Annotated in this window: 10 protein-coding genes; all 10 read left to right on the top strand. The window is 46.0% G+C overall.

Translation table 11 applies throughout. The features are described 5' to 3' along the window. Positions 1–19: 19 nt before the first annotated feature. The 10 genes from WJQ40_RS09000 (at position 20) to purB (ending at position 13,131) form a co-directional block, all read left to right on the top strand. The gene (locus WJQ40_RS09000; protein WP_337539454.1) at positions 20–3,568 is read left to right on the top strand and encodes a DUF5717 family protein; all 3,549 of its coding nucleotides are present in this window, start codon (positions 20–22) and stop codon (positions 3,566–3,568) included. 12 nt (positions 3,569–3,580) lie between these two features. After that, the gene (locus tag WJQ40_RS08995) at positions 3,581–4,906 is read left to right on the top strand and encodes a DUF5716 family protein (RefSeq protein ID WP_337539452.1); all 1,326 of its coding nucleotides are present in this window, start codon (positions 3,581–3,583) and stop codon (positions 4,904–4,906) included. 18 nt (positions 4,907–4,924) lie between these two features. Continuing rightward, the gene (locus tag WJQ40_RS08990; RefSeq protein ID WP_262574612.1) at positions 4,925–5,758 is read left to right on the top strand and encodes a tetratricopeptide repeat protein; all 834 of its coding nucleotides are present in this window, start codon (positions 4,925–4,927) and stop codon (positions 5,756–5,758) included. A 13-nt stretch (positions 5,759–5,771) separates the two neighbouring features. Then, positions 5,772–6,956, top strand: a complete 1,185-nt coding sequence (locus tag WJQ40_RS08985; protein ID WP_337539449.1) for a hypothetical protein — start codon at positions 5,772–5,774, stop codon at positions 6,954–6,956. A gap of 90 nt (positions 6,957–7,046) precedes the next feature. Further along, positions 7,047–7,928, top strand: a complete 882-nt coding sequence (locus tag WJQ40_RS08980; RefSeq protein WP_337539446.1) for an amino acid ABC transporter substrate-binding protein — start codon at positions 7,047–7,049, stop codon at positions 7,926–7,928. Positions 7,929–8,010: 82 nt separating this feature from the next. Then, positions 8,011–8,658: an amino acid ABC transporter permease gene (locus WJQ40_RS08975; protein ID WP_337539444.1), complete on the top strand. Its 648-nt coding sequence runs from the start codon at positions 8,011–8,013 to the stop codon at positions 8,656–8,658. A 16-nt stretch (positions 8,659–8,674) separates the two neighbouring features. After that, entirely contained in the window at positions 8,675–9,445 is a 771-nt protein-coding gene (locus WJQ40_RS08970) for an amino acid ABC transporter ATP-binding protein (RefSeq protein WP_337539442.1), read from the top strand. Between the two features lie 85 nt (positions 9,446–9,530). Then, on the top strand, positions 9,531–10,238 hold the full coding sequence (gene purC / locus WJQ40_RS08965; protein ID WP_118798147.1) for a phosphoribosylaminoimidazolesuccinocarboxamide synthase: 708 nt from the start codon (positions 9,531–9,533) through the stop codon (positions 10,236–10,238). A 20-nt stretch (positions 10,239–10,258) separates the two neighbouring features. Beyond that, positions 10,259–11,668, top strand: a complete 1,410-nt coding sequence (gene purF, locus WJQ40_RS08960; RefSeq protein WP_262574617.1) for an amidophosphoribosyltransferase — start codon at positions 10,259–10,261, stop codon at positions 11,666–11,668. An 11-nt stretch (positions 11,669–11,679) separates the two neighbouring features. After that, on the top strand, positions 11,680–13,131 hold the full coding sequence (gene purB / locus WJQ40_RS08955) for an adenylosuccinate lyase (RefSeq protein WP_337539436.1): 1,452 nt from the start codon (positions 11,680–11,682) through the stop codon (positions 13,129–13,131). The last annotated feature ends 108 nt before the right edge of the window (positions 13,132–13,239 follow it).

Here is a 13,239-nt window from a genome sequence, read left to right as displayed (position 1 = left end):
AGGAAAAGGAGCTACAAAGGTGCTGAGTGCAGTTGACAGGATATTGGCAGGTGAATTTAATAAAGAAAACCGTTTTCTGGATTTTTCCACGCCGAGAATTGAATTGTCGGTGCATAGCGGAGAGATCTGCGAAGGCTCCTTTACCATATATGGACCAAAGAATCAGCTTACTGAGGGCAGGGTGTCATCCTCGAGACTCAGGATGAAATGCCTGACAGAGAATTTTACCGGTTATGAGGAAGAGATCAGTTACCAGTTTGATGCTGCAGATCTGGAAGAAGGCGAGTGCATCAGGGGAGAATTTTCCATTATCTCCAATCAGGGAGAGTATACGATCCCTTATGAAGTTAATATTGTGCCAGTCTATATGGAATCCAGTCTTGGCACGATCCGGAATCTGTTTCATTTTACCAATCTGGCTAAAACTAATTTTGAGGAAGCTGTCAGGCTCTTTTATTCTGCACAGTTCAAAGCGATCTTTCAGGGAGTGGACAGACAGTATTACACCATATACAGAGGTCTTTGTGCAGGAGAAAGAAGAGAACAGAATGTAGAGGAATTTCTGCTTGCAATCAAGAAGAAACAGAAGGTCCAGTTTCTTTTGGAAGAGCCTGAAATCCGTATCGATTCACCGAAAGAAAATACAGAATACAAAGTAGTGATCAATCGGAATGGCTGGGGCTGCAGCGACCTTTCCGTGACAGCAGAGGGGGATTTCCTGGTACTGGAAAAGGATTATATCAGAGAGGAAGACTTCCTTGGGAATTGTTACAGATTACCCTTTTACCTGGCTGAGGACAGGCTTCACGGAGGCAGAAATTATGGGATCATCCATCTGAAGAATGCCTATACAGATCTGGCAGTCACAGTACAGGTCTGTACATCGTCAGGAACAGGAAGGATACCGAACCTGCGGCTGCAGAAAAAACATGCCATCTTAAGTCTGATGCAGTATTATGAAGCCTTTCGTACCAAAAAGATCAGTGCAGCATCCTGGATGCAGGAAACAGAAAAGATCCTGGAGACACTGGTCAGTGCAGATGAGAAGGATTATGCTTCCAGACTGATGCAGGTGCAGCTCATGGTAACCCAGGAGCGTTACAGTGAAGCAAACTGGCTTCTGTCCAAAACAGAGGAAGCCATGGCAGGGAGCTTTGATCCGGCACTTTATTGTTACGATCTGTATCTGACCACCCTGATCAACAGAGAAGAGTCCTACATAGACGAGGTGGCTCTGCAGGTGGAGAGGATCTATGCGCAGAATCCGGATAACTGGCGGATCGCCTGGCTGCTTTTATATCTTTCAGAGGAATATGGCAAGAGCCCGTCTGCCAAATGGATGGTACTGGAGGATCAGTATAAATTGGGCTGTATCAGTCCGGTGCTTTACATAGAAGCATATAATCTGATGAATGCGTCACCTACGCTTCTGATGAAGCTGAGTGGCTTTGAACTGCAGGTACTGACCTATGCGCTGAAGAAAGGGCTGCTGAATCCGCAGATTGCTGAGCAGATCGTATTTCTGTCCTTTAAGGAAAAACAATATCAGGAACAGGTATATCAGCTTCTGAAGAAGTGCTGTGAGCTTGTACCTTCAGATGAACCACTGCGTGCGGTCTGCACACTTCTGATCAAGGGCTGTAAAATGGATGAGGAAGCCTTTGAATGGTATGCAAAGGGGATTGAGAAGCAGCTTAGAATCACCAGACTGTATGAGTATTATATGATGTCGGTAAAGCTTTCTGACAGGACGGTATTGCCAAAGATCGTACTGATGTATTTTGCCTTTGACAGCAGTCTTGACAATCTGCACAATGCGTTTCTGTATGCTTATGTACATAAAAACAAAGAAACCTATCCGGAGATTTATGAGAACTACAAGGAGCAGATAGAGCGCTTTGTGGTCTTTCAGATGATGAAAGGAAAGAATAACAAATGGCTTTCCTATCTGTACCGGAATATCGTGACAGAAAGCATGATTACAGAAGAAACGGCAGGGGGGCTGGCTGAGGCAGTCTTTATTCACAGACTTCAGATCAGAAGAGCGGATATCCATCGGGTTGTCATCGTATATGAGAAGCAGAAGGGCGAGGTGGCGTTTAAGGCAGGTGGCAGGGAAGTTTATCTGCCGGTTTATGGAAGTGACTGTCGTATCTTCCTGGAGGATAGCGGTGGCTGTCGATACTGCCGGGAAGAAGATTATGAACTGGAAAGAATGCTGATCCCGGACAAGCTTGCCAGAATGGCAGCAGTTTATATCACAGATGATGTGAACCTTGATATCTGGATGTGTGAAAGAGGACGCGTACTGGCTGTGATCAATGAAGAGAATGTGCAGCTCATGATGCGTATATGCGGCTACAGGGTTCTGGAAGATAATATGCGGCGGGATATCCGTATGAATCTGATACGGTATTTCTATGAAAAAGATAAAATGCAGGAGCTTGACAGCTTCCTTTCTGAAATAACCTATGAAATGGCAGATAATTCCTGTTATGCAGAGATTCTCAGCTTCCTTATCATGCGTGGTATGTATGAAAAGGCTTATGAATGGATCCGTAAGAGAGGTGGAGAAGGGATCGATGCCAAAAATCTGATGAGACTCTGCAGCAGACTGATCCAGATGGAACTGGCTGATCCGGATCCTGTGTTGACAGCTCTCGTCTATCTGGCATTCCAGAGTGGAAAATATGATGAAAATCTGCTGAAATATCTGAATAGTTACTATAATGGCTGTGTCAGAAACATGAGAGATGTTTACAAGGCAGCTACAGCCTTTGGTGTGGATGCCTATGCAATCAGTGAAAGGATACTGATCCAGCTTCTTTACACAGGAGCTTATATCAGTGAAAAGACGGAGATATTCCGGTATTATGTAGCAGGCGGAGCAGGGACGGATGTGGAGATGGCATTCCTTTCACAGAGCTGTTATGACTATTTTGTGGATGATAAGATCACAGATGATTATCTGATGAAGGAGCTGCAGAAGATCATAGACAGGCGGGAGGAGGTGCCGCTTGTATGCAAGCTGGCTTATACCCGTTATTATGCCGAAAACAAGGAGCTTCTGGATAAGCATGTGATAGAGAATCTGATCCCTTACCTGCGGGAGCTGATTGCTGCAGATCTGCTGTTCCCTTATTATAAGGAGTATGCGGATAAGATCTCTTTTATGAGGCAGTTCGCAGATAAGACCATGATCCGTTACAGGCTGGAAAATGGCGGCAGGGCAGTGATCCATTACCTTCTGGAGGGAAGCGATGGAGAATATGTCATGCAGGAAATGAAGGAAATGTTTGGCGGTATCTGCGTGAAACAGTTTATTCTGTTCTTTGGAGAGAAGCTGCAGTATTACATTACAGAAACGGAAGAGGATAAGGAGCACCTGACAGAGAGTGGTACCTTAAGCCGTAGTGATACAGACAGGGAACAGAAGGAAAGCAAATACAGTCTGATCAATGATATTGCCATAGGCAGAGCCCTGGACGATGAAAATACCATGGGAGATCTGCTCCATGAATATTTTGAGAGGGAATTTATGGTAGAAAAGCTCTTCCATATTGTATAAAGGAGAAAAGTCATGTTCGCAGGGGTAAAGGAACAGACAGAAAAGAAAAACGGTAAAAAAATAGCAGTCGGATATGATCTTGGCAGTGTGGCTTCCCAGATCAGCTACTGCACACTGGAGGAACAGAGGGTGGAAACGGTATCCAGTGTGGCAGGTACAGAACAGTACAATATTCCTACTGTACTCTGCAAACGGAGAGGGGTAAACCAGTGGTTTTATGGTAAGGAGGCACTGAAATACGAAAGAGAGGAAGATGGCATTCTGGTAGGGGATCTGGTGGAGCTTGCTAAAAGGGGAGAAGAGGTAGTCGTGGAAACAGAAAGCTACGATCCGGCAGCCCTGCTGACACTGTATGTCAAACGTAGTCTTTCCCTGCTCTCTCTTCATGTTTCTTTAAGCCAGATCGAAGTGATGATGTTTACGGTAGAGGAACTGACACCGGAGATGGTCGATGTTCTTTCCAAGGTAGTGGCAGGACTCTCCCTGCAGACGAAAAAAGTCCTGTTTCAGAGCAGGGCGGAAAGCTTCTATTATTATATGCTGTATCAGCCAAAGGAGCTGTGGCAGAACCAGGTCATGATCTTTGATTACAGCAGAGAGATGAAAAGCATCTGTCTTGAATGCAATCCTATGACAACACCACAGGTGGTGCTGATCAACAGCAATATATATCCGGATATGGAGAGGGTTACCTTTGTCAGGGGAGAGTCACCGGAGGCAGAGGAAGAACGGGAGCAGCAGGAGAAGGAACTGGATGAAAAATTTCTGCAGATAGCTAGAGCGGAGATGGAGGGCAGCATATTCTCTACGGTATATCTTCTGGGTGACGGATTCAAAGAAGGCTGGGCAAGGGAGTCCCTGCGGTATCTCTGCAGGAACAGAAGAGTATTTCAGGGAAATAACCTGTACAGTAAAGGCGCCTGCTATGGAGCCATTGAGAGGGTAAGCCCAAGTGGGGAAGGAAAAAAGTATGTATATCTCGGGGCAGATAAGCTGAAATCCAATGTAGGCATGAAGGTGGAGAGAAGAGGGGAGGATTCTTACTTTGCCATTCTGGATGCCGGACAGAACTGGTATGAGGCAGCCGCAGATTTTGAAGTGATCCTGAGGAAAGGAAACAGTCTTTTCTTTCATATCACACCACTGACAGGTGAAAATATCACAGATAAAAAGATCGAACTGGAAGGACTGCCGGAGAGACCACCTTGTACCACCAGACTGAAGATCCATGTGGAAATGGAATCTGTAAATCAGGTAACAGCGACCATAGAAGATATGGGATTTGGAGAATTTTTTCCATCCAGCGGCAAGGGCTGGCGCAAGACTATTACCGTCTGAGGGAAAGGGAGCAGGTTCATGGAGAACGTATTATTATGCACAGGTAAATATGCAGAAAAACCATATTATTTTGAACATGCAGGTATGAATGTATACTGTGTGGAGGAGCTTTGCTATCTGCTGGCCAGCAACCCTTTTATGATAGATGCGGGGATCATGGATAAGCAGCTGGTACAGTGGCTGTATGAAGAATGTGAGCTGAAGGAGCTTTCCCATCAGCTGCTGCAGCTTTTCCAGCGCGGGTGCCAGCCGGGTGTATTCGTGGATACGATCCTGGATTATACTGGTTACTGCAGCAGGGAAGATAAGGAACGGATCGATGAGGTATTAAAGGGAAGCGCAGGACTTGATCAGTATGAGAAGCAGAAACGCCAGGGAGATTATCTGATGAAAAATGGAAGGTACCAGCTGGCAGTGCATGAATATGAAAAGCTGCTTTCCATTCTGCCGGAGGCTGAAAAGGAGCTGATCCCATCGGTGTATCATAATCTTGGCGTGGCCTGCTGCAGACTGTTCCGGTTTGAAAGTGGAGCCTCTTATCTGAAGAAGGCATATGAGCTTTCTTTGAGGGAGGAGTCCGGGATCCAGTATCTGGAAGCACTGCGTGAGCAGCTGACAGAGGCAGATTATGTTTCCTTTATTGCAGACCATAGAGAATATTATGAATTGTCCATGAAGGTGGAAAAGCTCTATGAGATGGCAAGAGGACAGTTTGAGGCAACAAGGGAAAACCGTATGCTGTCAGCACTGAAGATCTACAGGGATGAGGGAAACACAGGCTCCTATTATGAAGAGATCGACAAGATCATAGCAAGGCTTAAGGATGATTACCGGGCAAGCGTGGCACAGTAGACAAGGAGAGTATATGAGCTTTTTTGATAAGATATTTCCCTGGAGAAAGAACCAGGAAGACCCCATGTATGAGATCGATGACTGGAATGAGATCGTCTACGACCGGGATGATCTTCAGATCAACGATAAGCAGCAGAGAGAGGATTATATCAAAGGGTGTCTCGAACAGATCGCAGAGGCATCTACTGAGCTGGAAAACCTGAAGCACGAGTATAACATGGTCACCTCCTATCTGAAGGACATGGAGGAGATCGAATCACTGCCGGAGGAAGAGATGCTTCTTCTGCAGAGCTATGCCCGAAGGATCGAGGAGCTTTCCGATAAGCAGTCAGACTATACCAGAAGAGAACGGAAGCTGGATGAGGCAAAATACCGTCAGATGGAGCGGATGGAGGACGAAGTCCAGGAGGGCTGTGAGAAGCTTCTGAAAGCAGAAGAATATCAGGAACTGATCAAAAGGGATCTGAAAAGACTGGATGGAGAAAAGCAGGCCTACCAGTACAGAAAGGCAGAGCTGCAGCACATTCTGGAGGATTCCAGAAGCATGGCCATTATCTGTACCATAGCTGTGATCATCTGTATTTTGGTACTGCTGATCCTGCAGTATGGCTTTTCCATGAATACAGGGATCGGCTATGTGGCAGCGGCAGCACTCGGGGCGGCAGCGATCACAGCAGTTTTTCTCAAGTACAACAATGCTTCCGAGGAACTTTCCAGAGTGGAAAACGGGATTGGAAGGATCATAAGACTTCAGAATACAGTAAAGATCCGGTACGTGAACAATACGCACCTGCTGGATTATCTTTATATGAAATATCAGGTCAGCAGTGCCAGGGAGCTGCAGAAGGATTATCAGGATTATCAGCAGGAAAGAGAAGAGAGGGAGCGCTATTACAGTGCAGAGAAGGATCTGGATGAATGTCAGAAGGATCTGATCCATGAGCTGAGAAGATTTCAGATACAGGATCCCATGATCTGGATCCATCAGACCAGAGGACTTCTTGACAAAAAGGAAATGGTGGAGATCCGCCACAGCCTGATCATCAGACGGCAGTCCCTGCGCCGGAGAATGGATTATAATAAAGAAGTGGTTGCCGGAAAGGCACAGGATGAGATCAAGGATCTGGCAAAGAAATACCCAAGATATGCAAGGGAGATCATGGATACCGTGGATGAATACGAAAAGGATTTTTCTTGACGAATCTACTCCTGCATGATAGAGTGATTATCGAACAAATACTTTAGTCTAATAAACTAATAAATCACTAAATTGGAAGAGGAGAACATTATGAAAAAATTATTGGCAATGGCAGTAACAGCCGCATTTACGGTAAGCATGCTGGCCGGATGCGGACAGAGTGCAGAAACAACAGATGCGTCAGCACAGGAAACAACACAGGAAACAGAAACAGAAGCTGCTGACGAAGAGACAGCCGGTACAGCTGATGCGGCATCGGAGGATACTGCAGAGAGAACAACCTTTACTGTTGGATTTGATGCAGAATTTCCACCCTACGGCTATATGGATGAAAATGGAGAGTACACCGGATTTGATCTGGAGCTGGCACAGGAGGTATGTGACAGGAACGGCTGGGAGCTTGTAAAGCAGCCTATTGACTGGGATTCCAAGGATATGGAATTATCCTCAGGAGCTATTGACTGTATCTGGAATGGCTTTACCATGAACGGACGTGAAGATGCTTATACCTTCAGTGTTCCCTATGTAGATAACAGTCAGGTATTTGTAGTAGCCGCTGATTCCGGTATTACAGTCTTTGATGATCTTGCAGGCAAGAATGTGGGTGTGCAGAAGGATTCCTCCGCACTGGCAGCTCTCGAGGGTGATGCAGCTGAGCTTGCGGCAACCTTTGGTAATCTGACACAGTATTCTGATTATAATACAGCATTCATGGATCTGGAGCAGGGTGCGATTGATGCACTTGCAATCGATGTGGGCGTTGCTGATTATCAGATCGCATCCAGGGGAGAGGGCTTTGTCAAGCTTTCCGAGAATCTGGCAAGCGAACAGTATGGAATAGGCTTTAAGCTTGGCAATGTGGAACTGAAGGATCAGGTAGAAAAGACACTGCTTGAAATGGCAGATGACGGTACCTTTGGAAAGATTGCAGAAAAGTATGGCTTATCAGACAGCGTATGTCTTGGTAAATAAAAAAAGTTGCACTGGATAAGACGGGAGAGATGACAGTATCATCTCTCCCACTGTCAGAAACAGGCAGAATGTGAGGGTATACATGACATTATCGATCATATTGTTACAGCTTATGAAAGGCATGGGAGTGACGGCAGAAATCTTTTTTCTGACGCTTCTTTTTTCTTTGCCTCTTGGTTTACTGGTAGCCTTTGGACGGATGTCAAAGAATGGCATTATCCGGATGATCAGTAAGATCTATATTTCTGTGCTGAGGGGAACACCGCTTATGCTCCAGCTCATCGTGGTGTATTTTGCCCCCTTTTATGTGTTTCACCTGAAGGTCGGCAATTACAGATTCCCGGCTATCATCATAGCATTTGCGCTGAATTATGCGGCATATTTTGCAGAGATATACAGGGCAGGCATTGAATCCATGCCGGTTGGACAATATGAAGCGGCCAAAGTTCTTGGCTACAGCAGGATCCAGACCTTTGTAAGGATCATTCTTCCACAGGTGATCAAGAGGATCCTGCCACCGGTAACGAATGAAACGATCACGCTTGTAAAGGATACTTCACTTGCCTTTGTGCTGGCTCAGGCAGAAATGTTTACTATGGCAAAGCAGATCGCAGCCAAGGAGACAAGTATCATGCCGCTCATGATCGCAGGCGTGTTTTATTATCTGTTCAACCTGATCGTGGCAACGGTGATGGAACGGATCGAGAAGAGTCTGAATTACTATAAGTAAGAGATGGAGGAAGACAATGAGCGAAGAAGGCAAGATTCTGCTGCAGATAGAGCATATGAAAAAAAGCTTTGACGGGGTGGAGATCCTGAAGGATATTTCTCTTTCTGTCAGAGAAGGAGAGGTGGTCTCCATCATAGGACCTTCTGGCTCCGGCAAGTCAACACTGCTCCGGTGTGCAACGATGCTGGAGACCATGGATGGAGGGACACTTTCCTATCTTTCTGAAAAAGCGGCATATGAGGAAAATGGCAGATGCATTTATGCACCAAAGGCAAAGCTGAAGGAGATTCATAAGAATTTTGGACTGGTGTTCCAGAACTTTAACCTCTTTCCCCATTACAGTGTCATGAAAAATATCATAGATGCGCCTGTTGTGGTGGATAAGGTTCCAAAGAAGGAAGCAGAAGAGAGGGCGGAAAAGCTTCTTGCACAGCTTGGCCTTTCTGATAAGGCGGATGCTTATCCGTGCCAGCTTTCCGGGGGCCAGCAGCAGAGGGTATCGATCGCAAGGGCACTGGCGCTGCAGCCGAAGATCCTGTTTTTTGATGAGCCAACTTCTGCACTCGATCCGGAGCTGACCGGGGAGGTGTTAAAGGTTATCAAGGAACTGGCAAGGGAACATATGACTATGATCATCGTCACTCACGAGATGCAGTTTGCAAGGGAGCTGTCGGACAGGATCATTTTTATGGAGCAGGGGATCATACAGGCAGAAGGAACACCGGAGGAGATTTTCCACTGTGAAAATGAACGTGTCAGGGAATTTATTGGAAAGTTTCAGTCATAAGACGTGTTGATTTATGACAGGAGGTAGTATATACTCCACAATAGAGGTTATTTACTAAAACTTTACGAAAGGCAAGGAAACCAAAATGAAAAAAATGGAACAGCTTTACGAAGGAAAAGCAAAGAAGGTATTTGCAACAGAGGATCCTGATGTTGTTATCGTAGATTACAAGGATGATGCAACTGCTTTCAACGGGGAAAAGAAGGGCACGATCGTAGGAAAGGGTGCTATCAATAACCGTATGACCAATCATGTTTTCAAGCTTCTGGAGAAAGAGGGAGTACCGACACATCTGATCGAAGAATTAAGTGACAGAGAAACTGCAGTTAAAAAGGTGCAGATCGTGCCACTTGAGGTTATCATCAGAAATGTGGCAGCAGGCAGCTTTTCCAAGAGGCTTGGTGTACCGGAAGGAACACCTTTTGCAGAGCCCACCATTGAATTCAGCTATAAAAATGACGAGCTGGGTGATCCTCTGATCAACAGCTATTTTGCGGTTGCACTGGGACTTGCTACCTGGGAAGAGATCGATACCATCAAGAAGTATGCATTTAAGGTAAATGAAGTATTAAAGGCATATTTCCTTCAGGCGGATATCAAGCTGATCGACTTCAAGATCGAATTTGGACGTTTCCATGGTCAGATCCTGCTTGCAGATGAAGTATCTCCGGATACCTGCCGTCTGTGGGATGTAAATACCAATGAAAAGCTGGACAAGGATCGTTTCAGAAGAGATCTTGGCAATGTAGAAGAGGCTTATAACGAAGTATTTAAGCGTCTTGGACTTGCATAAACAGATACAGAGGTATGGAAATGATTAAAGAGGAATGTGGCGTATTTGGCATCTATGATTTTGATGGAGGGGATGTAGCCTCCACCATTTATTACGGTTTACTTGCGCTTCAGCACAGAGGACAGGAAAGCTGCGGTATCGCAGTCAGTGATACCAGTGGACCCAAGGGAAAGGTACTCAGCTCCAAGGACATGGGACTTGTCAATGAGGCATTTACCACGGAGATCCTTAAGAAGCTGAAAGGGGATATTGGTGTCGGACATGTCAGATATTCTACAGCAGGCAGCTCTACCAGAGAAAATGCTCAGCCTCTGGTATTAAATTATGTGAAGGGTACACTGGCACTTGCCCACAATGGAAATCTGATCAATGCTCCGGAGCTGAGAAAAGAACTGGAATATACAGGAGCTATCTTCCAGACGACTATCGATTCAGAGGTGATCGCTTATTTTATTGCAAGGGAGCGGCTGAATTCCAAAACGGTCGAGGAAGCGGTAGGACGTGCCATGAAGAAGATCAAGGGAGCCTACTCCCTGATCATTATGTCTCCCCGTAAGCTGATCGGTGCAAGAGATCCTTTTGGCTTCAGGCCGCTTTGTATCGGTAAGAGAGATAATTCCTATGTGCTGGCATCCGAGACCTGTGCCCTTGATACCATCGGAGCAACCTTTGTCCGTGATGTGGAGCCGGGAGAGATTGTAACCATTTCTCCGGAAAAGGGGATTGAATCCGACAAGAGCATGTGTATTCCGAAGGAGCAGCATGCCAGATGTGTATTTGAGTATATTTATTTTGCCCGTCCGGACAGCTTTGTGGACGGCATGAGTGTTTATAATTCCAGAATCCTGGCAGGAAGATATCTTGCCATAGATTCACCGGTAGACGCAGACCTTGTAGTCGGTGTACCGGAGTCCGGAAACTGTGCGGCTCTTGGTTATGCCATGGAGTCAGGGATCCCCTATGGACAGGCATTTGTGAAGAACAGCTATGTAGGAAGAACCTTTATCAAGCCCGGACAGAAAAACAGAGAGAGCAGTGTACAGGTCAAGCTGAACGCACTGCGGGATGCAGTGGAAGGCAGGCGTGTCATCATGATTGATGATTCCATCGTAAGAGGAACCACTTCTGACCGTATTGTCCGTATGCTGCGGGAAGCAGGAGCAAAGGAAGTGCATATGAGGGTAAGCTCTCCTCCCTTCTTATGGCCCTGTTATTTTGGTACGGATATACCGGCGAGAGATCAGCTGATCGCATATAACCGTTCTGTGGATGAGATCTGTAAGATAATCGGAGCTGACTCGCTTGGCTATCTGAAGGAAGAGAGACTGTCGCAGATCGTAGAAGGAAGAGAAATCTGCAGTGGCTGCTTCACTGGAAAATATCCACTTGATCCACCGGAAGATGATATCCGGGGAGAATTTGATCATTAGAGGGAGGACTTATGGAAACTGACAGATATGTAAGCCCGTTATCGGAGCGCTATGCCAGTAAGGAAATGCAATATATCTTTTCTCCGGACATGAAGTTCCGGACGTGGAGAAAGCTCTGGATCGCACTTGCAGAGACAGAGATGGAGCTGGGATTATCCCAAAATGGGAAACCTGTTATCTCACAGGAGCAGATCGATGAGCTGAAGGCTCATGCAGAAGATATCAACTATGATGTGGCGAAGGCCAGGGAAAAGGTAGTCCGTCATGATGTCATGAGTCATGTATATGCCTATGGACAGCAGTGCCCGAAGGCAGCCGGTATTATCCATCTTGGTGCTACAAGCTGCTATGTAGGTGATAATACCGATATTATCGTGATGACAGAGGCACTGAAATTAGTAAAGAAAAAGCTGGTCAATGTTCTCTCGGAGCTTTCAGCCTTCGCTGATAAATACAAGGCTCAGCCGACCCTTGCCTTTACCCATTTTCAGCCGGCACAGCCTACTACCGTAGGAAAAAGGGCAACACTCTGGATGCAGGAATTCTGTCTGGATTTGGAGGATCTTGAGCATGTGCTGTCCGGTATGAAGCTGCTTGGATCCAAGGGAACGACAGGTACACAGGCTTCTTTCCTTGAACTGTTTGACGGGGATCAGGAAACGATTGATAAGATCGATCCTATGATCGCAGCTAAAATGGGCTTTAAGGAATGCTATCCGGTATCCGGACAGACCTATTCCCGTAAGGTGGATACCAGGGTAGCCAATGTACTGGCCGGTATCGCAGCAAGTGCTCACAAGATGAGTAATGACATCAGACTTCTCCAGCATCTGAAGGAAGTGGAGGAGCCTTTTGAGAAGACCCAGATCGGATCTTCTGCCATGGCATACAAGAGAAATCCCATGCGGAGTGAGAGAATTGCATCTCTTTCCCGCTATGTGATGATCGATGCCCTGAATCCGGCGATCACCTCTGCCACACAGTGGTTTGAGAGAACACTGGATGATTCTGCAAACAAGCGTCTTTCTATCCCTGAAGGGTTTCTGGCTATTGATGGTATTTTGGATCTGTGCCTGAATGTAGTGGATGGTCTTGTGGTTTATCCGAAGGTAATAGAGAAGCACCTGATGAGTGAACTGCCTTTCATGGCCACAGAGAATATCATGATGGATGCAGTAAAGCTTGGCGGCAACAGACAGGAGCTGCATGAGAAGATCCGTGAGCTTTCCATGGAGGCAGGAAGGACTGTAAAGGTGGAAGGCAAGGATAATAATCTTCTTGAGCTGATCGCAGCAGACCCGGCTTTTCCGTTATCCCTGGAGGATCTGCAGAAATCCATGGAACCATCCAGATATATTGGAAGATCCAGAGAGCAGGTTGATAATTTCCTTTCAAAGGTGATCAGACCGATCCTGGAAGAAAATAAAGACCTTCTTGGAGTGAAAGCAGAGATCAACGTATAAGTGGATGTAACTGATAAAGAAACAGCTGGCAGCAGTGCATGCATGCCGGCTGTATTTTTTGTATTATTTTTATAAAAAAGTGCTTTTCCTTTTTGAAAATGTGTTGTA

The sequence above is a fragment of the Suilimivivens sp. genome (assembly GCF_037359455.1).
Taxonomy (GTDB): domain Bacteria; phylum Bacillota; class Clostridia; order Lachnospirales; family Lachnospiraceae; genus Suilimivivens; species Suilimivivens aceti.
The sequence above is the reverse complement of the archived record's forward strand: the minus strand, read 5'-3'. Positions and strand labels throughout refer to the sequence as shown.

Excerpts from the sequence above, each read along its gene's own strand:
- WJQ40_RS08995 (WP_337539452.1), top strand. The coding sequence starts at position 3,581 with ATGTTCGCAGGGGTAAAGGAACAGACAGAAAAGAAAAACGGTAAAAAA.
- purC (WP_118798147.1), top strand. The coding sequence starts at position 9,531 with ATGAAAAAAATGGAACAGCTTTACGAAGGAAAAGCAAAGAAGGTATTT.
- purB (WP_337539436.1), top strand. The coding sequence starts at position 11,680 with ATGGAAACTGACAGATATGTAAGCCCGTTATCGGAGCGCTATGCCAGT.
- WJQ40_RS08970 (WP_337539442.1), top strand. The coding sequence starts at position 8,675 with ATGAGCGAAGAAGGCAAGATTCTGCTGCAGATAGAGCATATGAAAAAA.
- WJQ40_RS08990 (WP_262574612.1), top strand. The coding sequence starts at position 4,925 with ATGGAGAACGTATTATTATGCACAGGTAAATATGCAGAAAAACCATAT.
- WJQ40_RS08975 (WP_337539444.1), top strand. The coding sequence starts at position 8,011 with ATGACATTATCGATCATATTGTTACAGCTTATGAAAGGCATGGGAGTG.
- WJQ40_RS08985 (WP_337539449.1), top strand. The coding sequence starts at position 5,772 with ATGAGCTTTTTTGATAAGATATTTCCCTGGAGAAAGAACCAGGAAGAC.
- WJQ40_RS08980 (WP_337539446.1), top strand. The coding sequence starts at position 7,047 with ATGAAAAAATTATTGGCAATGGCAGTAACAGCCGCATTTACGGTAAGC.
- purF (WP_262574617.1), top strand. The coding sequence starts at position 10,259 with ATGATTAAAGAGGAATGTGGCGTATTTGGCATCTATGATTTTGATGGA.